The 19,191-nt window shown below is 37.6% G+C and carries 20 protein-coding genes and 2 pseudogenes; 14 read left to right on the top strand and 8 right to left on the bottom strand.

The window, feature by feature from the left end; all coding sequences use genetic code 11:
• Positions 1–2 precede the first annotated feature (2 nt).
• Together HT678_RS09620 and HT678_RS09615 are read right to left on the bottom strand one after the other, a co-directional pair.
• Positions 3–743, bottom strand: a complete 741-nt coding sequence (locus HT678_RS09620; protein ID WP_001096327.1) for an amino acid ABC transporter ATP-binding protein — start codon at positions 741–743, stop codon at positions 3–5.
• On the bottom strand, positions 743–2,908 hold the full coding sequence (locus tag HT678_RS09615) for an ABC transporter substrate-binding protein/permease (protein WP_172924917.1): 2,166 nt from the start codon (positions 2,906–2,908) through the stop codon (positions 743–745). Before HT678_RS09615 ends, HT678_RS09620 begins: the two co-directional genes overlap by 1 nt.
• 172 nt (positions 2,909–3,080) lie before the next feature.
• Here HT678_RS09615 and HT678_RS09610 point away from each other — a divergent pair, with 172 nt between their 5' ends.
• The 5 genes from HT678_RS09610 (at position 3,081) to HT678_RS09590 (ending at position 7,666) form a co-directional block, all read left to right on the top strand.
• Positions 3,081–4,034, top strand: a complete 954-nt coding sequence (locus HT678_RS09610; RefSeq protein WP_172924915.1) for a CPBP family intramembrane glutamic endopeptidase — start codon at positions 3,081–3,083, stop codon at positions 4,032–4,034.
• A 76-nt stretch (positions 4,035–4,110) separates the two neighbouring features.
• A complete protein-coding gene (gene uvrB, locus HT678_RS09605) occupies positions 4,111–6,099 on the top strand; it encodes an excinuclease ABC subunit UvrB (protein ID WP_172924913.1) in 1,989 nt (662 codons plus the stop codon).
• A 9-nt stretch (positions 6,100–6,108) separates the two neighbouring features.
• Positions 6,109–6,672, top strand: coding sequence for a GNAT family protein (locus HT678_RS09600; RefSeq protein ID WP_023940192.1), 564 nt, complete (start codon positions 6,109–6,111; stop codon positions 6,670–6,672).
• Positions 6,638–7,126, top strand: coding sequence for a GNAT family N-acetyltransferase (locus tag HT678_RS09595; protein WP_023940191.1), 489 nt, complete (start codon positions 6,638–6,640; stop codon positions 7,124–7,126). Before HT678_RS09600 ends, HT678_RS09595 begins: the two co-directional genes overlap by 35 nt.
• Before the next feature lie 72 nt (positions 7,127–7,198).
• Positions 7,199–7,666 carry an 8-oxo-dGTP diphosphatase gene (locus HT678_RS09590; RefSeq protein WP_023940190.1) on the top strand — a complete coding sequence of 156 codons (468 nt, stop codon included), beginning with the start codon at positions 7,199–7,201 and terminating at the stop codon, positions 7,664–7,666.
• On the opposite strand, the pseudogene HT678_RS09585 reads toward HT678_RS09590, so the two are convergent.
• Positions 7,663–7,731: pseudogene (locus HT678_RS09585) on the bottom strand (DNA-binding transcriptional regulator); the annotation flags it as partial. The gene HT678_RS09590 and the pseudogene HT678_RS09585 sit on opposite strands and share 4 nt — an antisense overlap.
• Positions 7,732–7,874: 143 nt before the next feature.
• Here HT678_RS09585 and HT678_RS09580 point away from each other — a divergent pair.
• The 7 genes and pseudogenes from HT678_RS09580 to HT678_RS09550 form a co-directional block, all read left to right on the top strand.
• Entirely contained in the window at positions 7,875–8,849 is a 975-nt protein-coding gene (locus tag HT678_RS09580; protein ID WP_023940189.1) for a LacI family DNA-binding transcriptional regulator, read from the top strand.
• Positions 8,849–9,760: a ribokinase gene (gene rbsK, locus HT678_RS09575; protein WP_119947834.1), complete on the top strand. Its 912-nt coding sequence runs from the start codon at positions 8,849–8,851 to the stop codon at positions 9,758–9,760. Before HT678_RS09580 ends, rbsK begins: the two co-directional genes overlap by 1 nt.
• On the top strand, positions 9,735–10,133 hold the full coding sequence (rbsD, locus tag HT678_RS09570; RefSeq protein WP_000759835.1) for a D-ribose pyranase: 399 nt from the start codon (positions 9,735–9,737) through the stop codon (positions 10,131–10,133). The genes rbsK and rbsD overlap by 26 nt, the downstream gene beginning before the upstream one ends.
• Positions 10,134–10,146: 13 nt before the next feature.
• A complete protein-coding gene (locus HT678_RS09565) occupies positions 10,147–11,625 on the top strand; it encodes a sugar ABC transporter ATP-binding protein (RefSeq protein WP_172924911.1) in 1,479 nt (492 codons plus the stop codon).
• 1 nt (position 11,626) lies between these two features.
• Positions 11,627–12,571 (top strand): ribose ABC transporter permease, encoded by a 945-nt coding sequence (gene rbsC, locus HT678_RS09560; RefSeq protein WP_023938584.1) that lies wholly within the window; start codon positions 11,627–11,629, stop codon positions 12,569–12,571.
• Positions 12,572–12,674: 103 nt separating this feature from the next.
• Positions 12,675–13,640: a substrate-binding domain-containing protein gene (locus HT678_RS09555; RefSeq protein ID WP_023940186.1), complete on the top strand. Its 966-nt coding sequence runs from the start codon at positions 12,675–12,677 to the stop codon at positions 13,638–13,640.
• 75 nt (positions 13,641–13,715) lie between these two features.
• Positions 13,716–13,856 (top strand): annotated as a pseudogene (locus HT678_RS09550) (NUDIX hydrolase); the annotation flags it as partial.
• On the opposite strand, the gene HT678_RS09545 reads toward HT678_RS09550, so the two are convergent.
• From HT678_RS09545 to coaB, 5 genes are all read right to left on the bottom strand, one after another.
• On the bottom strand, positions 13,853–14,368 hold the full coding sequence (locus HT678_RS09545; RefSeq protein ID WP_172924909.1) for a transcription repressor NadR: 516 nt from the start codon (positions 14,366–14,368) through the stop codon (positions 13,853–13,855). The pseudogene HT678_RS09550 and the gene HT678_RS09545 sit on opposite strands and share 4 nt — an antisense overlap.
• Before the next feature lie 11 nt (positions 14,369–14,379).
• Positions 14,380–14,907, bottom strand: a complete 528-nt coding sequence (locus tag HT678_RS09540) for an ECF transporter S component (protein ID WP_001097393.1) — start codon at positions 14,905–14,907, stop codon at positions 14,380–14,382.
• A gap of 179 nt (positions 14,908–15,086) precedes the next feature.
• Positions 15,087–15,650, bottom strand: coding sequence for an ECF transporter S component (locus tag HT678_RS09535; RefSeq protein WP_000747412.1), 564 nt, complete (start codon positions 15,648–15,650; stop codon positions 15,087–15,089).
• Positions 15,634–16,185 carry a phosphopantothenoylcysteine decarboxylase gene (gene coaC / locus HT678_RS09530; RefSeq protein WP_001284129.1) on the bottom strand — a complete coding sequence of 184 codons (552 nt, stop codon included), beginning with the start codon at positions 16,183–16,185 and terminating at the stop codon, positions 15,634–15,636. The genes HT678_RS09535 and coaC overlap by 17 nt, the downstream gene beginning before the upstream one ends.
• An 11-nt stretch (positions 16,186–16,196) precedes the next feature.
• The gene (gene coaB / locus HT678_RS09525; RefSeq protein WP_119947830.1) at positions 16,197–16,886 is read right to left on the bottom strand and encodes a phosphopantothenate--cysteine ligase; all 690 of its coding nucleotides are present in this window, start codon (positions 16,884–16,886) and stop codon (positions 16,197–16,199) included.
• A gap of 229 nt (positions 16,887–17,115) precedes the next feature.
• Between coaB and HT678_RS09520 the strand changes: the two genes are divergently transcribed.
• Both HT678_RS09520 and HT678_RS11610 read left to right on the top strand, forming a co-directional pair.
• Positions 17,116–18,786, top strand: a complete 1,671-nt coding sequence (locus HT678_RS09520; protein ID WP_172924906.1) for a formate--tetrahydrofolate ligase — start codon at positions 17,116–17,118, stop codon at positions 18,784–18,786.
• Between the two features lie 223 nt (positions 18,787–19,009).
• Positions 19,010–19,191, top strand: a 182-nt coding sequence (locus HT678_RS11610) for a hypothetical protein (RefSeq protein ID WP_345890415.1), incomplete at its 3' end; no start/stop codon positions are given.

Here is a 19,191-nt window from a genome sequence, read left to right as displayed (position 1 = left end):
GTTTAAACGTTTAAGACCTTGTCCAAGAAATCTTTCAGACGTGGGTGTTGTGGATTGTCAAAGATTTGATCAGGTGTCCCATCTTCAAGAAATTCACCGTCCGCAGTAAAGATAACTCGGTTGGCAACCTGACGGGCAAATCCCATCTCATGGGTTACGATAATCATGGTCATGCCTTGTTTAGCCAATTCCTTCATAACGTTCAGTACGTCTCCGACCATCTCAGGGTCAAGGGCAGAAGTTGGTTCATCAAAGAGCATGATGTCTGGATTCATTGCAAGTCCACGAGCGATGGCCACACGTTGTTTTTGACCACCTGATAGGCTATCTGGACAGGCCTTAGCCTTATCTGCTAGCCCAACCTTGTCAAGTAACTCCATTCCTAATTTTTCAGCTTCTTCCTTGGTCATCAACTTGTGCTCAATAGGAGCAAAGGTGATGTTGTCCAATACAGACATGTGTGGGAAGAGATTGAAGTGTTGGAAAACCATTCCGATATTTTCACGGACGTGGTCAACGTTGGTTGTTTTTTCAGTTAAGTCATAACCGTTCACAGTGATGTGACCGCTCGTAACTTCTTCCAAAAGATTGAGGCTACGGAGGAAGGTTGACTTACCAGAACCTGAAGGACCGATGATACAAACAACATCTCCTTCATAGAACTTAGTCGTAATTCCTTTTAGGACTTCATTTTTTCCGTAGCTTTTGTGTAAATCATTTACATCAATTTTTAATTTTGCCATTAACGAATCCTCTTTTCTAAGCGTTTCGCTAGTTTAGTCAAAAGCGTGATAATTAAAAGATAGAAGATAGCAAGGATTGCATACATCTTGAAACTTTGGTAGTTACGGGCAATGATAATCTTACCAGTTTGGAAGAGTTCAACCAAACCGATAGCAGATACGATAGTTGTATCTTTAAGAGCGATAACGAATTGGTTAACAAAGTTTGGCAACATCAATTTAGTTGCTTGTGGCAAGATAATCTTACGCATGGTTTTTCCATAAGAGATCCCCAAGCTTCGGCTGGCTTCCATTTGGCCAACTGGAACGGCCTGAATACCACCACGAACGATTTCAGCGATATAAGCAGCCGCATTGAGTGAGAGGGCAATAGTACCAGCTACAAAGTCGTTAATTGGACTTTGTTGGCCTGTGATGGACTCGATGAAGTTTGGAATTCCCCAGAAGATGAAGGCTGCAAGAATCATCAATGGAATACCACGGATAACGTCAACGAAAATCTCAGAAATCACACGAAGAGATTTGTAGGGGCTAACGCTAAACATACCGAAGATAATCCCGATAACAATAGCAATAGCAAATGAGATAAGAGCTAGAGCAAGAGTGATACCAAGACCGCTAAGGAGTTGTTTGTAGTTGTTTTGAAGCAAGCCCCAGATAGTTGTTTCGTCAACAGTGCTTGTTGAAGCAGTTGAAGATTCGCTAGCTAGGTATTTGTCAAGAATCTTTTGGAATTCTCCGTTTGCTTTAAGGTTTGCAAGTCCGTTGTTGAACATTTCAATCAATTCAGGATTTGCTCCTTTTTTAACAGCAAAGGCTGTTTCACCGATTGGAGTTCCAGCGATTGGTGTTTTCAATTTTTGACCTTGGCTGATAGAATATTTGAGAACAGGTTCATCATCCATAACGGCATCGATGGCACCAGTGTTTAAACTGTCATACATTGACGAACCATCAGCGAAGGTTTTGATTTTGTAGCCGTATTTGCTTTGATTTTCTGTTAGGAAGGTTTGAGAAGCGGTTCCGTTTTTAACACCAACTGTCTTCCCTTTCAAATCTTCATAAGAAGCAATGGTACTTGATTCTTTGACACCAAGGATTGTATTAGCAGTGTAGTATGATTCTGAGAAGTCAAAAGTTGCCTTACGAGCATCTGTGACAGACATACCAGCAATGATACCATCAGCTTGTCCAGCTTGAACAGCACTGATAGCAGCATCGAAACCAGGGTTGGTGATTTCAATTTCAAAACCTTGGTCTTTAGCGATGGCCTTAATCAATTCCATATCAATACCAGTGTATTGGTTGCTTGAATTTTGGAAAACAAAAGGTGCAAAAGAAGAATCGCTGGTAATGATGTATTTAGCCTTAACAGGAATAGCTTTTAAGCCCGCTAGAGTAGTTGTAGTTGGCACTGCTGAAGATGATGAAGCAGTCCATTTCTTGATGATTTTATCAAGACTACCATCTTTTTTCATTTCAGCCAAGGCTTGGTTAAATTCAGTGACTAAGTGCTCGTATTTGCTACCTTTTTTAACACCGAAAGCAAAGCTACCTACAGCTTCACCATCCATTTCAATATGGAGGTCTTGACCTTGGTTAATGGCATATTCGATAACAGGTTTGTCATCCATCATGGCATCGATGGCACCAGCACTCAAGCTGTTGTTCATCAAATCACTAGTGTCAAATGTTTTAATAGTAAAGCCGTATTTATCTTTGATTGTTTCAAGAAAACGTTGAGCGGCTGTTCCGTTTTTAACACCAATAGTTTTACCAGACAATTGATCGTACTTGCTAATCTTGTGTGCCTTTGTAGTCGCAATGACAACTTTTGTATCATAGTAAGTATCAGACATGGTGAAAACTTTTTCACGTTCTTTCGTCTTTGTCATCCCTGCCATGATAGCGTCAGCTTGACCAGCTTGAACCGCATTTACCGCTGCATCAAATCCAGGATAGGACATCTGAATGTTCCATCCTTTAATCTCAGCGACTTTGTTGATAATGTCAACATCAATTCCTTTATAAGTTTGATCTGAATCTTTAAACTCAAAAGGTGCATAGGCGGTATCAGAAACAATCTTAATCGTTTCAGCTTTCGCAATACCTAATGAGAAAATTGGGAATAAAATTAGCAAAAATGCTAGAAATTTTTTCTTCATTTTTAGTCTCCTTTTCCGAATATTTTCCCATTATATCAGAAAAAGTAAAAAAAGGCAAATTTTTATATTTTCGTGTAAGAAAATATGACATCTATAATTCTGGTTTTGTCTTGAATCACACAACAGAAGTGCTATAATAAAGGTAGATCATATAGTAAAAGAGGATAAAGTTATGAAAGACAAAAGAATCTTAAAAGACTTTGAAACTTCTAAAATGAGTTTAAACATTTACACAAGCCCCTTGTTAGCTCTATTTTTCGTCTATATATCTGAGTTCATATCTTCTCTATTTTTTGGACTTAGTTTTTTAGAATTGATCGGGCTATTTAGCAATCTTGGTATGGGTGGTCAAAGAATTGCAGATTTCCTTCAAATGTTATTTCAGAATTTATCTGATAAAACAAGTGACATCCATTTAATATTTGAATTATTGTCCTTTGGTTTTATCATCTTAACTGTGTTTAGATGGACTAGAAAAGTAGAGAAAAGACCGATTCGAACCTTGGGATTCTATAAAGAAAATTTTTTAAGTGCCTTATTTAAAGGATACGGTCTTGGTCTATCCCTCTTTATACTTGCTTTGGCTGGACTAGTAGCCTTGGGGCAGTATCAATTTGACTCCATTCACTTGGATACTTATTCGCTAGCTTTTACTTTATTTACAATACCTTTTTGGATTTTACAAGGAACGGCAGAAGAATTGGTTACTCGTGCTTGGCTGCTTCCACAATTGGCTAAGAGAACTAATCTTAAAGTCGCTATTATCATATCTAGTAGTCTCTTTACCTTACTTCATTTAGGAAATCCAGGCATAACTTTCTTATCTGCAATTGATCTCTTTTTATTCGGAGTTGCCATGTCCCTATATCTTCTTAAAACAGATACTATATGGGGTATAGGTGGTATTCATGGAGCCTGGAATTTCGCACAGGGAAACCTCTTTGGAGTATTAGTTAGTGGTCAGTCTTCAGGAACATCAATCATGAAATTTACTCCACAAGGCAATCAAGACTGGCTATCTGGTGGGTCTTTTGGTATTGAGGGTTCCATCGTGTCCAGTATTATTTTGTTTCTGCTGATTCTTTATCTCGCTTATCAATTAAAGAAAGAAAATGAAAGGATGTGACTTCGGTCCGTCCTTTTCTTCGTGAAAATGCTACAAGTATGCTAAAATAGGAATAGCACATGGAGAGAGGATTCTTATGATTAACCGCATTACAGATAATCAATTTAAACTAGTATCAAAATATCAACCATCAGGAGATCAACCACAAGCTATCGAACAGTTGGTTGATAACATTGAGGGTGGAGAAAAAGCTCAGATTCTGATGGGGGCGACCGGAACAGGGAAGACCTATACCATGAGTCAGGTCATTTCCAAAGTCAATAAACCAACTCTGGTTATTGCCCACAATAAAACTCTAGCAGGCCAGCTCTATGGGGAGTTTAAGGAATTTTTCCCTGAAAATGCAGTTGAGTACTTTGTGTCTTACTATGATTATTACCAACCTGAGGCCTATGTCCCTTCTAGTGATACCTACATTGAGAAGGATAGTTCTGTCAATGACGAGATTGACAAGCTCCGCCACTCAGCGACTTCAGCCCTTTTGGAGCGTAATGATGTTATTGTCGTTGCCTCTGTCTCTTGTATCTATGGTCTGGGTTCGCCCAAGGAATACGCTGATAGTGTCGTTAGTCTCCGTCCAGGTCTTGAAATTTCTCGTGATAAACTCTTAAATGACTTGGTCGATATTCAGTTTGAGCGAAATGATATTGATTTCCAACGGGGAAGATTTCGTGTTCGTGGGGATGTAGTGGAGATTTTCCCAGCCTCTCGTGATGAACACGCCTTTCGAGTAGAGTTTTTTGGAGACGAGATTGACCGTATCCGTGAGGTTGAGGCTCTGACAGGTCAGGTATTGGGAGAAGTGGATCATTTAGCGATTTTCCCTGCGACTCACTTTGTGACCAATGATGACCACATGGAAGTTGCCATTGCCAAGATTCAGGTAGAATTAGAGGAGCAGTTAGCTATCTTTGAGAAGGAAGGTAAATTGCTTGAAGCCCAACGCTTGAAACAGCGGACAGAGTACGATATCGAAATGCTGCGTGAGATGGGCTACACCAACGGGGTTGAAAACTATTCACGCCACATGGATGGACGTAGTGAGGGTGAGCCTCCTTATACGCTCTTAGATTTCTTCCCAGATGATTTCTTAATCATGATTGATGAGAGCCACATGACCATGGGACAAATCAAAGGCATGTACAATGGAGACCGTTCTCGTAAGGAAATGCTGGTGAATTATGGTTTCCGCTTGCCATCAGCTTTGGACAATCGTCCTCTCCGTCGGGAGGAGTTTGAGAGTCATGTCCATCAGATTGTTTACGTTTCAGCGACACCTGGTGACTATGAAAATGAACAGACTGAGACAGTGATTGAGCAAATCATTCGTCCAACGGGACTCTTGGATCCTGAGGTGGAAGTTCGTCCGACTATGGGACAGATTGATGACCTCTTAGGTGAAATCAATGCCCGTGTTGAGAAAAATGAGCGTACCTTTATCACCACTTTGACCAAGAAAATGGCAGAGGACTTAACCGACTACTTCAAGGAAATGGGCATCAAGGTCAAGTACATGCACTCGGATATCAAGACTTTAGAGCGGACAGAGATTATCCGTGACCTGCGTTTGGGTGTCTTTGATGTCTTGGTCGGAATCAACCTCCTTCGTGAAGGAATTGACGTTCCTGAAGTGAGCCTCGTAGCGATTCTCGATGCTGACAAGGAAGGTTTCCTTCGTAACGAGCGTGGACTCATCCAGACCATTGGGCGTGCCGCCCGTAACAGTGAAGGTCATGTCATCATGTATGCTGACACCGTTACCCAGTCTATGCAACGTGCTATCGATGAAACTGCCCGCCGTCGGAAAATCCAGATGGCCTATAATGAAGAACATGGTATCGTTCCACAAACCATCAAGAAAGAAATTCGTGACCTGATTGCCGTGACCAAGGTAGTTGCTAAGGAAGAGGACAAGGAAATCGATATCAATAGCCTAAACAAACAAGAGCGCAAAGAACTTGTTAAGAAACTCGAAAAACAAATGCAAGAAGCCGTTGAAGTGCTTGACTTTGAACTAGCAGCTCAGATTCGTGATATGATGCTGGAAGTCAAGGCCTTGGATTAGGGGAATAGTATGATTTATTTAAGAAAGTTAAAGAAAGAAGATTTGATGTCTTTATGGGAAATGGCTTATTCACAGCTTAATCCAGTTTGGAAACAGTATGATGCTCCCTATTATGATGATTATCAGTATTTTTCAAATTTTAAAGAATTCGAACTACAAAAATCAGAATCCATTTTAAGCCACTCAAATCGCCTTGGTATTTTTGTTGATGATAAACTAGTTGGGACTGTTTCGCGTTATTGGGTATGTAAAGAAACAAGATGGATGGAATTGGGAATTGGTATTTATGATAAAAAATTCTGGAACACTGGTATTGGGAAAGTTGCTATGTTGCAGTGGATAGATAGGACGTTTCAGGATTACTTGGAGTTGGAGCATCTGGGTTTGACAACTTGGTCAGGAAATCTTGGTATGATGAAACTTGCTGAAAAATTAAGAATGAAAAAAGAAGCTCATATTCCAAAAGTTCGTTATTATCAAGGTAAATATTTTGATAGTATTAAATATGGTATTTTGAGAGAAGACTGGGAGAAAACAAATGACGGTTATTATCAAATCAATGGAAACTCCTGAAGAGATAGAAGATAAATCCCTCGTTCACTGGCAAACGTGGAGAGAGGCTTATGATAACCTTTTGCCTGCAGAATTTCAGGAGACAATGACATTAGAAAGATGTCGATTCTTTAGTCAAAAGTATCCAGAAAATACATTGATTGCGATGGATGGTGTGAAGGTGGTTGGTTTTATCAGTTATGGCAATTTTCGTGATGAGACTATTCAAGCTGGTGAAATTATTGCTTTATATGTTTTAAAAGACTATTATGGAAAAGGTATCGCACAAAAGTTAGTGAAAGTAGCTTTGACTGCTCTTAATCATTTTTCTGAAATTTTCTTATGGGTATTGAAAGATAATAAACGAGCCATTGCTTTCTATCAAAAAATGGGTTTTACTTTTGATGGACAAGAAAAGATACTTGAACTTGGAAAGCCTATGAAGGAAAAACGAATGGTATTTTATTCTAAATAATTCTAAAAAGTAGAAGCTAATGGCACTGGTACCAAGTCTAAAAATTTAATAAATTAGAAAGTGAGTAAATTTATGTCACGTTCCCAATTAACGATTTTAACAAACATTTGTCTGATTGAAGATCTTGAAACTCAGCGCGTGGTTATGCAGTATCGCTCTCCTGAAACCAATCGCTGGTCTGGTTATGCCTTTCCTGGAGGTCATGTAGAAAATGGTGAGGCTTTTGCGGAGTCTGTCATTCGTGAAATCTATGAAGAAACAGGGTTGACTATCCAAAATCCTCAACTGGTCGGCATTAAAAATTGGCCACTAGATACAGGTGGGCGCTATATTGTCGTTTGTTATAAGGCGACTGAGTTCTCTGGTACCCTTCGCTCTTCAGATGAGGGAGAAGTTTCTTGGGTGCAAAAAGACCAGATTCCAAACTTGGATCTGGCCTATGATATGTTACCCTTGATGGAGATGATGGAAGCTCCGGACAAGTCGGAGTTTTTCTACCCTCGCCGTACAGAAGACGATTGGGAAAAGAAAATTTTCTAATCCTTTACCAAATAACCGAGCTGATCCAAGGCCTCTTCGATATAGTGGAGGTCTTGTTGTGTTTCTTGTGTAATAGTAATAATATATTTGGAAAAATATATGTACTATGAAATAAATTTAAAATATTTTTAGAAAAGTATTGACAAATCAAAAGAAAACGTTTACTATAGAATAAGGGAACGGTTCCACAGCGTAAGAAGGAGGAGTGATGACTACAATAAAACAGGTTGCTGAAGAAGCTGGAGTATCAAAATCAACGGTTTCAAGATATATATCAAAAAAAGGTTATGTTGGAGATGATACGAGAGAGAAAATAAAAAATGCGATTAAAAAATTAAATTACACACCAAATGTATTAGCACAATCTTTGAAAACTAAAAAAAACCAAATGGTAGGACTCTTATTACCAGATATTTCAAATCCCTTCTTCCCAAGATTGGTTCGAGGAGCTGAATCATATTTGAAAGATAAAGGTTATAGAATTATGGTTGGTACGATTTCAGACCAAGAATCTTTGAGTGAATATGTTAACTTACTGTTGAAAACAAATGCTGCTGGCATTATTACTACACATGACTTCACAAAAGAATATCCAGATTTATCATTACCTGTTGTTGTGGTTGACCGAATTAGTAAAGATACAGGTTACGGTGTTTTTTCTGATAATCAGTCAGGTGGTCGTTTGGCTGCTGAAGCAATCTGTAATGCAGGTGCTAAACAAGTTCTGATTATTAAAGTTTTAGATGATAAAGCCGAGAATATCGCGGAACGGTTTGAAGCAAGTTTAAACTATTTGAGGAATAAATCTTTAGAAATTTGTATTGAAGAAAGTGAAACGTTTGACTTTGAAAAAATTCAAAAAGAAGCTAAAGAGAATCTAAAAAGAAATCCAAATATCGATAGTATTATAGCACCTTCTGATATTCATGCGATAGCTTATATTCATGAAATTTTAGCAATTGGTAAAAAAATTCCAGATGATATTCAAATCATTGGTTATGATGATATTGTACTTAGTCAATTTATTTACCCTTCTTTATCAACTATTCACCAATCATCATATAAAATGGGAGAACAGGCTGCAAAGCTAATCTATAATATGGCAAATAAGTTCTCTATAGATGAAGCTAAAATTAAACTACCTGTTAGATACGTAGAAAGAAATACATTAAGGAGAAAGTAATGAGTAAAATTGTTGTTGTTGGAAGTATTTCAATGGACTTAGTTATGAGAACAAAAAGGATTCCAGAAGGAGGTGAAACGATTTTTGGGGATTCATTTAATATAGTTCCAGGTGGAAAAGGTGCAAATCAAGCTGTAGCTATTGGTAGATTATCCAGTGTAGAAGATCATATTTACATATTTGGAAACGTCGGAGAAGATATTTTTTCAGCAGATTTACTAAGTAATCTGCAAAATAATAATATTTCTACAGAACATGTGGGAACGGTACCACAATCTACAGGAGTTGCACAAATTACTTTATATGGAGGTGATAATAGGATTATTTATTATCCCGGAGCGAATAATTTAGTTAAAACAAATGATTGGAAAAATGAGTGGGAATTGATTAGTGATGCAAGTATTGTTGTATTACAGAATGAAATACCACATGAAGCCAACCTATCTATAGCTAAATTTTGTCAAGAAAATCAAGTTAAGGTGCTTTACAATCCTGCACCAGCTAGAGAAACAGACATAGAGATGATTTCTTTTTGTGATTTTATTACTCCTAATGAGCATGAATGTTCAGAGCTTTTTCCAGATAAGAAATTAGAAGAAATTATTAAAATTTATCCTAATAAAATGATTGTGACATTAGGAGTTGAAGGTTCCATTTATTATGATGGGGCAGTAGTTCAGAAGATTCCTGCTATAAAAGCAGAAGTAGTTGATACTACAGGAGCAGGAGATACATTTAATGGTGCTTTTGCTTATGCTATCTCAAAAGGAAAAGAGATGAATGTTGCATTGTCCTTTGCAACGATTGCTTCACATCTGTCTGTTCAAAGATTTGGAGCGCAAGGAGGCATGCCGAGTTTGAAAGAAATAAAGGAGCATTCAGGATATGAAGAAATATGGGATTTTAAATAGTAATATAGCAAAACTAGCTGATGATTTAGGTCATATGGATTTGGTTTGTATCGGAGATTTAGGATTGCCAGTTCCAAAAGGTGTTGATAAAATTGATTTAGCATTAAGAAAAGGTAGTCCAAGTTTTTTAGAAGTTTTAAAAGAATATTCAGATCATGTACTTATTGAAAAAATTTTCTTAGCAGAAGAAATTAAGGAAAAAAACAAAGAACAGTGGCAAGCAGTTCTAGATCTTTTAGGATCGAATATAATTATTGAATATATTAGTCATGAAGAATTGAAAGCTATGAATACTAAAGTTAAGGCAGTTATTCGCACTGGGGAAGATACACCATATTCGAATATAATCTTGCAATCAGGAGTTATTATTTAGAAGGGGGTTGCCTATGAAAATTGAAATGAAGAACATTTCAAAATCTTTTGGGAATAATCGTGTTTTAGAAAGTATTGATTTGGTTCTTAATTCAGGAGAAGTTCATGCTTTAATGGGAGAGAATGGTGCAGGCAAATCAACCTTAATGAATATTTTAACTGGACTTTTTCCAGCTACTTCAGGAACTATTTTTATTGATGGAAAAGAAAAAACATTTTCTAATCCTCAAGAGGCAGAACGGTTTGGACTGAGTTTTATTCATCAAGAAATGAATACTTGGCCAGATATGACTGTACTTGATAATCTTTTTTTAGGAAGAGAAATTAAAAATTCGATTGGGTTTCTAGATAAAGTTAGTATGGAAAGGAAAGCTAAAGAAGCGTTTAAACGTCTTAATATCTCTATTCCTCTTGATGCAATCATTGGTCAATTATCAGTCGGACAACAACAAATGATAGAAATAGCAAAATGTTTATTATCAGAAGTTTCCTTGTTAATTATGGATGAACCCACAGCAGCTTTAACTGATCGTGAAACTGAAACACTTTTTAAAGTGATAGAAGGATTAAAATCTGATGGTGTAGGTATTGTGTATATTTCACATCGGATGGAAGAAATCTTTAAGATTACAGATCTTATAACTGTTATGAGGGATGGGTTTGTAATTGATACCAAGAAAACGAAGTTAACCAATGCGGATGAATTAGTTCAGAAGATGGTAGGTCGTGAATTAGAAGATTATTATCCAGAAAAAAAGGCTGAGATTGGGAATATTGTTTTTCAAGCTAAGAATCTTTCTGGTGATGCTTTTACGGATATTTCTTTCTATGTACGTCAAGGGGAAATTCTTGGTTTTTCTGGTTTGATGGGTGCTGGTCGTACTGAAATAATGCGAGCAATTTTTGGAATTGATTCTTTAAAATCTGGTCAAATTATAATAAACGAAGAACAACTGATAATTAAAAATCCTTTTGAAGCAATTAAGCATGGAATTGGTTTCTTAACAGAAGATCGTAAAGATGAGGGATTGATTTTAGATTTTTCTATTAAAGATAATATGACTTTACCTAGTACTCGTGATTTTGTTAAAAATGGCATTTTTGATAATAAAACAAGTGATATATTTGTACAACGTTTAATTGATAGGCTACGAATTAAATCAGGTTATCCAGATAAGGAAGTTGGAACACTTTCTGGTGGTAATCAACAGAAAGTAGTTTTAGCAAAATGGATAGGTATTGCTCCAAAAGTACTGATTCTAGATGAGCCAACTCGTGGGGTAGATGTTGGTGCTAAGCGTGAAATTTACCAATTAATGAATGAATTGGCTGAACGAGGTGTGCCGATTATTATGGTATCTTCAGATTTACCAGAAGTGATCGGAGTCAGTGATCGCATTATGGTCATGCATGAAGGAAGAATTAGTGGAGAATTAACACGTCAAGAAGCTACACAAGAAAAAGTTATGCAACTAGCTACAGGAGGACAATAGTGTGAAAAATACTATGAAGTATATGTCAGAATTGACAACAGTAATAGCATTGATAATTTTAATGGCTGTCATCACTATTATCAATTCAAATTTTTTAACAGCAAATAATCTGTTAAATTTACTATTGCAAGTAACATCAAATGCACTGATTGCTTTTGGAATGACTTTTGTTATTCTAACAGGTGGAATTGATTTATCAGTAGGATCAATTTTAGCATTATCCAGTGCGCTCACAGCTGGCCTATTAGGATCTGGAATGCCTGTTACATTAGCAATTCTCATCTCTTTAATTTTGGGTTGCATTCTGGGGATGATGAATGGTTTATTGATTTCCTACGGGAAATTAGCTCCATTTATCGTTACTTTAGCAACTATGACTATTTTTAGAGGCGCAACACTTGTTTATACAAATGGGAATCCTATTACAAAAGGATTAAGTGATACATTCTTATTTCAATTTTTGGGGCAAGGTTACATAGTCGGAATTCCATTTCCTGTAATTATTATGTTTATTGTATTTATTGTTTTATATGTTTTACTTCATAAAACAGCATTTGGTAAATCTGTGTATGCTATAGGGGGGAATGAAAAAGCAGCATATATATCAGGTGTGAAACTAAATAAAGTGAAAATTATCATTTATTCAATTTCAGGTATGATGGCTTCAATTTCTGGATTGATTATAACATCACGCTTAAGTTCTGCTCAACCAACAGCAGGTGCTAGTTATGAAATGGATGCTATTGCAGCTGTTGTTCTTGGGGGAACCTCATTATCAGGAGGTAAAGGTCGTATACTGGGGACTCTAATAGGTGCTTTAATTATTGGGGTTTTGAATAATGGACTTAATATTATTGGTGTTTCAGCATTTTGGCAGCAAGTAGTAAAAGGAGTTGTAATCTTAATTGCTGTTCTGATTGATCGTTTTAAAGTTGTAAAACAGTAGAATCATTTTCAATTTTTTTGGAAATAGCAACAATTTATTAGATGACGTACAATAATCGGGATGGAAACTATCCCTATAGATATATATTACGAGGAGTAATAACATGAAAATTATTAAAAAAATTAGCATTTTTGCTTTGTTTGTAACATTTATTTTTGCTTTAGCAGCTTGTGGAAAAACTGGTTTAGGAAATTCATCAAATGATAATAAATCTACGACTCAAAAGTCGGCAAAAGAATTAAAATTAGGAGTTTCTATTTCGACTACTAACAATCCCTATTTTGTGGCTATGAAAGATGGTCTTGAAAAAGCTGCAGGAGAAAAAGAAGTAACTTTGAAGATAGCAGATGCACAAGATGATGCTGCTAGACAAGCAGATGATATTCAGAATTTTATTAGTCAAAATGTAGATGCTTTACTAATTAATCCAGTTGATTCTGATGCAATTGTTACATCTATTAAAGCTGCTAATAATGCAAATATTCCAGTAATCTTAATTGACCGCGGTAGTAATGGTGGTGAAGTCTTGACAACTGTTGCTTCTGATAACGTAGAAGCAGGTAAAATGGCTGCCGAATTTATTACCAAGCAATTGGGAGAAAAAGCAAAAACTTTTGAATTATCAGGAGTTCCTGGTGCTTCTGCAACTGTAGATAGAGGTAAAGGATTTGAACAAATTTCAAAGACAAATTTAGATGTTCTTTCTAGTCAATCCGCTAATTTTGATCGCGCAAAAGCTTTGAATACAGCGCAAAATATGATTCAAGGAAACAAAGAAGTACAAGCAATCTTTGCACAGAATGATGAGATGGCGTTAGGAGCTGCACAAGCAGTAAAAGCAGCTGGTCTTAGCAATGTATTAATTGTTGGTATTGATGGTCAACCAGATGCACATGATGCTATTGCCAAAGGTGATATTACTGCCACTATTGCTCAGCAACCAGCTAAGATGGGTGAAATTGCTATTCAATCAGCAATTGATCATTATCAAGGGAAAAAACTAGAAAAAGAAACAGTTTCTCCAATTTATCTTGTGACTAAGGATAATGTTGATCAACATAACTGGTGATATATTTAATAAGTAGGTACTTATTCATCTTCATTCAATGTAGTTTTTAAATATCATTGTTACTATTTGAGCTATTGGATTCAAAAAGACCAGATTCCAAACTTGGATCTGGCCTATGATATGCTACCTCTGATGGAGATGATGGAAGCTCCGGACAAATCTGAATTTTTCTACCCTCGCCGTACAGAAGACGATTGGGAGAAGAAAACCTTCTAGTCTTTTACTAAATAACCTAGCTGATCCAAGGCCTCCTCGATATAGCGGAGGTCTTGTTGTGTTTCGGCTTCAACTAGGTGGTAATGGATACCATCTGTTAATTCAGACAGAGGTCTAAAATCTGAATGCTCGACTTGTTCTAGAAAATGTTGCACGTCGCGGCGACAGGTCAGTTTTAGTAAGGTTTCAATCTCTCCATAAACAGGATGATCAATCAAGATATTTTGAACGCGACCACCATTATCTACGATAGCAAGTAATTCTCGTCCAATTTCTTCAACTTCATGCTTGACCTTAAATAATTTGTGATGATAAGTATTTGCATTAGCATCTTTATAGATATAACCACGATTAGTGGATAGGATAGGAGCGCCATCGGCTCTTAAAATTGCAATGTCCTGTACAATGACCTGACGTGTGACATGAAAGTGCTCCGCCAAACTTTGGCCATTAAGGGCTTTAGGAGCTTCTTTCAAGAGTTGGAGGAGGACTTGTTTGCGATCTTTTGTCATAGTTTTTCCTTTTAACGGCGTTTTCGAAGCACTTTATAGACAGCTAGTGCTAATGTATAGTCTACCATACTATGGATAATTGTGCCAAATCCAACTAGCACAAAGAGAACATAAAACATATTTTCTACATTGGTACCGGAAGTTGCGTAAAAAACGACACAGGCCAATACTTCAGCAAGGGCATGGACAAGCGCTAACACAAAGTTGAAAATCCAGGAAGCTTTTGGTTTATCTAGGGTATCGGGGAATTTTTGTAGGTAAAGAGCCCCCAAAGTCCCAAAAAAGATATGGGAAAAAGCTCGAAAAACGATAACCATGGGATAGCCAGCCATCAAAAATCCAAAACTAGAGGCTAGGATGACAAAAACTGCCATCAAGGGCGACAAGAACATAGCGATAAAAATAGCGATGTGGCTTCCCAAAGTGTAAGAAGCAGGTGGAATGACAATCTTAAAAGGCATAACAATTGGAATCAAAATCGCAATAGCCGTTAAAAGGGCAGTCATGGTCATAAATTGTGTCTTTTTCCGTGTGTTCATAAGAATCTCCTTTTTAACTGTATATACACTAGTATAGTACAATAAAAAAGACAATAAAGCAAGGATTTACTTAGGTTTATAGGTCGTTTTTTTAGTTAAAAGTTAGTAAAGATTTCACTGAAAAGAAACTGTATAGAGCAAAATCTCCACCTTCAAGCTTGAAAGTGGAGATGTTTTTATTATTTCTTCAAAGTCTGTAGTCTTGGAACAATGGCTAGGGTTAGAACTGCGGAAATAACTAATTCGGCAATGGAGTTTGTTGAGATAACGGTTGCTAGGAGTTTTTGGATATTACCATCAAAAACATTTCCAAAAAGATAGAAAATTCCACCAAGTACAAAGACTGTGTTGGTAAGTGAACCAAGGGCACCAGCTAGAATCAGACCAGTTTTATTTTTCATCAGTTTATAAACTAGATACGGAGTTAAACCAATCAAAATACGTGGAACGATGGCAATGATAGCTGAGTAGATGTTTCCGTTTGGTACAAATGGGGAGAAGAGGTAGCTTGTCGGTAGAATTGTAATCGTGTTAACCGTTAAGCTAAGCAGCCCCATCAAAAATCCAAGTGTAACCCCAACTCGTGGACCGTAGATAATGCTGGCAATAATGACAGGAATATGAACAATGGTCGGTTTGATTGGAAATGGAAAAAGGTTAAAGATAAGTGAGCTCAGAAAGTGTATCACAAGCATGGTTGCAAAGAAGATAGCAATGGGTGCAATATTAGAGCGTTTTTTCATCGAGAGTTTCCTTTATTCTTTCTAAAATAATTGTGAGGTCGGCTAAAGCTCCTCGTCCATGGTCGCCACAAGCTAGTAGGGATTCCTTAGGAGCAATCAGCTGATAGCCGTAGGTTTCTAATGTTTTCAGATTATTCTGAGTTACTGGATGGTCATACATTTTTGTATTCATAGCAGGAGCTATTAGTTTGGGAATATGACTTGGTAGGGCTAGAGCTGTACTGGTTACCATGTTGTCCGCAAATCCGTGAGCTAGTTTTGCAATAGTGTTAGCAGTTGCAGGTACCACGATAAATAAATCTGCTTTTTTTCCAAGTTCGATATGATTGACCTGATCAGGATAGGGTTCTTTCATGACATCCAAGTGGACAGGATTCTGTGAGAGTACCTGTAGTGTCAAAGGTTGGATAAACTCTGTAGCAGCCTGAGTCATTAAGACAGTGACTTGATGGCCTTGTTTTTTTAGAGAACTGACTAAATCTGCCGACTTATAAGAGGCGATTGAGCCCGTTACAGCCAAGAGAATGTTTGCCATAGCTTTCCTTTCTATGAATGATAGGCTTGAATTTTTTCAAGGAGGAGTTCTGCAATTTCTTCTTTAGTCTGGGCTGTTTGAAGCTGATCTTTTTCGACAAAGATAGCACGATGCTGGTTCGCTGAGATTTGAGTCATGTCATTTGCGATAATCAAGTCTGCTTGGTTCTTGATAAGACTTTTTCTAGCAATGTCAACCAGATGATCTTCGTTAACATCAACCAGCAGTTTGAAACCAATCAGATGAATAGCAGGATTCCATTCCTTGACTAGGGATATGATTTTGGGTGTCTTTTTAAGGAACAAAACCTGAACCTCATCAGTTGAAGAAATCTTAGCCTGATGATTCTGCTTGCTTAAAAATTCTTCCAGATTGGAGCTAGCCTGAACTTCCTCAAGCCCTGTCATATAAACAGGAGTGTAGTCAGAAACAGCCATTGAGTGAATCAAGACCTGATAATCCTTGATACGTTCTTGCATTTCTAGTAGAAGATCCTTGGTATTGTTAATTTCTCGAATGCTTAGGTTGGGATGGGCTTCTGGCTTCACGGCTCGTTTTGTCGTCATTAAACAAATTTCATGTCCTGAAGCAAGCAAAGTCTCTGTGATGATTTTGCCCAAGCGACCTGTAGAATGGTTAGTGATAGAGCGGACGCTATCGATAGCTTCGCTGGTACCGCCCGATGTAACTAAAATTTTCATAGCACTATTGTACACAAAAATAAACGGTAAGTAAAATGAAAGTGATAAATTTTTGGTAGAAACGAATATTTACTATAGTTTCAAACTATAAAGCCATATAAAATTTAAGAAAGGGCTCTAAAAACCTTAAAAAAATGGATATTTACGAACGTTTAGAGAGTTTGAGGATGTTAAAAATCTTGTTTTGTGATATAATGAATTATCATATAAGAGGTTAGAGGAGTTTTGAATGAAAACAGATATTGAAATCGCACAGAGTATTGAGTTGAAGCCAATCGTTGATGTTGTAGAGAAACTTGGTATTTCTTACGAAGATTTAGAGTTGTATGGAAAGTACAAGGCTAAGCTCAGCTTTGATAAAATTCGTGCAGTTGAGAGCAATCCAGTTGGGAAATTGATTTTGGTTACTGCCATCAACCCAACACCTGCAGGTGAAGGAAAATCAACTATTACCATTGGTCTTGCGGATGCCTTGAACAAGATTGGCAAGAAAACCATGATTGCTATTCGCGAACCATCTCTTGGTCCAGTAATGGGGATTAAGGGTGGTGCCGCTGGTGGTGGTTATGCTCAAGTTTTGCCAATGGAAGACATCAACCTTCATTTTACTGGAGATATGCATGCCATTACGACTGCCAACAATGCTCTTTCTGCCTTGATTGACAACCACTTACATCAAGGGAATGAGTTGGGAATTGACCAACGTCGTATCCTCTGGAAACGCGTTGTGGACTTGAATGATCGCGCCCTTCGTCATGTAACTGTTGGACTTGGTGGCCCTCTAAACGGTATTCCACGTGAGGATGGATTTGACATTACAGTTGCTTCTGAAATCATGGCTATTCTTTGCTTGGCAACGGACATCGAGGACTTGAAACGTCGTTTGTCCAATATCGTTATTGGTTATCGCTATGACCGTACGCCTGTTTCTGTAGGTGATTTGCAGGTTGAAGGTGCCTTAGCATTGATTTTAAAGGATGCTATTAAGCCAAACTTGGTTCAGACAATTTACGGTACACCTGCCTTTGTACACGGTGGTCCATTTGCTAATATCGCTCACGGATGTAACTCTGTCTTGGCAACAAGCACAGCCCTTCACTTGGCTGATTACACAGTTACTGAAGCTGGTTTTGGTGCAGACCTTGGTGCCGAGAAATTCCTTGATATTAAGACACCAAACTTGCCAACATCTCCAGATGCAGTTGTCATTGTCGCAACCCTTCGTGCCCTTAAGATGAATGGTGGTGTGGCTAAAGATGCTTTGACAGAGGAAAACGTAGAGGCAGTTCGTGCCAGTTTTGCCAACTTGAAACGCCATGTTGAGAACATCCGTAAGTTCGGTATTCCAGCAGTTGTAGCAATCAATGAATTTGTCTCTGATACTGAAGCTGAAATCGCAGCCTTGAAAGAACTTTGTGCTTCTATTGATGTGCCAGTTGAATTAGCAAGTGTCTGGGCTGATGGTGCAGAAGGTGGAGTAGCACTTGCTGAAACGGTTGTCAAGACTATCGCTGAAAACCCATCTAACTATAAACGTTTGTACGATAATGACCTTTCTGTCCAAGAAAAGATTGAAAAAATTGTCACTGAAATCTATCGTGGTAGCAAAGTGAACTTTGAGAAGAAAGCTCAAACACAAATCGCTCAAATCGTTCAAAACGGATGGGACAAATTACCAATCTGTATGGCTAAGACCCAGTATAGCTTCTCAGACAATCCAAATGCCCTTGGAGCACCAGAAAACTTTGAAATTACCATTCGTGAATTGGTACCAAAATTAGGTGCAGGCTTCATCGTTGCCTTAACTGGTGATGTTATGACCATGCCAGGTCTTCCAAAACGTCCAGCAGCTCTCAACATGGATGTTGAAAGCGATGGAACTGTATTAGGCTTGTTCTAGTGGATTGAAATTGACTTTGAGAGACTGGGTAAAAACTCAATTTCAGGAGAAAATGAAGTAAATTTTCCCATAATAGAGCGCATAATATCAAGGTTTTTCAACACCGGATATTATGCGTTTTTTGAGTTTAAATATTTTTGCCCTACCTATTTCTTATTTGCTGCAAGCAGTTCATCAATAAAATTTAGTCCTCTTTCCCTTGGGAAGAGGCTTTTTATACTCAATGAAAATCAAAGAGCAAACTAGGAAACTAGCCGCAGGTTGCTCAAAGCACTGCTTTGAGGTTGCAGATAAGACTGACGAAGTCAGCTCAAAACACTGTTTTGAGGTTGTGGATAGAACTGACGAAGTCAGCTCAAAACACTGTTTTGAGGTTGTGGATAGAACTGACGAAGTCAGCTTAAA

Source organism: Streptococcus sp. 3167 (assembly GCF_013277175.1).
In the GTDB taxonomy this organism is placed as follows: domain Bacteria; phylum Bacillota; class Bacilli; order Lactobacillales; family Streptococcaceae; genus Streptococcus; species Streptococcus pseudopneumoniae.
The sequence above is the reverse complement of the archived record's forward strand: the minus strand, read 5'-3'. Positions and strand labels throughout refer to the sequence as shown.

Bases quoted from the DNA above. Each gene is read 5' to 3' on its own strand.
- HT678_RS09620 (WP_001096327.1), bottom strand. From the start codon at position 743: ATGGCAAAATTAAAAATTGATGTAAATGATTTACACAAAAGCTACGGA.
- HT678_RS09615 (WP_172924917.1), bottom strand. From the start codon at position 2,908: ATGAAGAAAAAATTTCTAGCATTTTTGCTAATTTTATTCCCAATTTTC.
- HT678_RS09610 (WP_172924915.1), top strand. From the start codon at position 3,081: ATGAAAGACAAAAGAATCTTAAAAGACTTTGAAACTTCTAAAATGAGT.
- uvrB (WP_172924913.1), top strand. From the start codon at position 4,111: ATGATTAACCGCATTACAGATAATCAATTTAAACTAGTATCAAAATAT.
- HT678_RS09600 (WP_023940192.1), top strand. From the start codon at position 6,109: ATGATTTATTTAAGAAAGTTAAAGAAAGAAGATTTGATGTCTTTATGG.
- HT678_RS09595 (WP_023940191.1), top strand. From the start codon at position 6,638: ATGACGGTTATTATCAAATCAATGGAAACTCCTGAAGAGATAGAAGAT.
- HT678_RS09590 (WP_023940190.1), top strand. From the start codon at position 7,199: ATGTCACGTTCCCAATTAACGATTTTAACAAACATTTGTCTGATTGAA.
- HT678_RS09580 (WP_023940189.1), top strand. From the start codon at position 7,875: ATGACTACAATAAAACAGGTTGCTGAAGAAGCTGGAGTATCAAAATCA.
- rbsK (WP_119947834.1), top strand. From the start codon at position 8,849: ATGAGTAAAATTGTTGTTGTTGGAAGTATTTCAATGGACTTAGTTATG.
- rbsD (WP_000759835.1), top strand. From the start codon at position 9,735: ATGAAGAAATATGGGATTTTAAATAGTAATATAGCAAAACTAGCTGAT.
- HT678_RS09565 (WP_172924911.1), top strand. From the start codon at position 10,147: ATGAAAATTGAAATGAAGAACATTTCAAAATCTTTTGGGAATAATCGT.
- HT678_RS09555 (WP_023940186.1), top strand. From the start codon at position 12,675: ATGAAAATTATTAAAAAAATTAGCATTTTTGCTTTGTTTGTAACATTT.
- HT678_RS09545 (WP_172924909.1), bottom strand. From the start codon at position 14,368: ATGACAAAAGATCGCAAACAAGTCCTCCTCCAACTCTTGAAAGAAGCT.
- HT678_RS09540 (WP_001097393.1), bottom strand. From the start codon at position 14,907: ATGAACACACGGAAAAAGACACAATTTATGACCATGACTGCCCTTTTA.
- HT678_RS09535 (WP_000747412.1), bottom strand. From the start codon at position 15,650: ATGAAAAAACGCTCTAATATTGCACCCATTGCTATCTTCTTTGCAACC.
- coaC (WP_001284129.1), bottom strand. From the start codon at position 16,185: ATGGCAAACATTCTCTTGGCTGTAACGGGCTCAATCGCCTCTTATAAG.
- coaB (WP_119947830.1), bottom strand. From the start codon at position 16,886: ATGAAAATTTTAGTTACATCGGGCGGTACCAGCGAAGCTATCGATAGC.
- HT678_RS09520 (WP_172924906.1), top strand. From the start codon at position 17,116: ATGAAAACAGATATTGAAATCGCACAGAGTATTGAGTTGAAGCCAATC.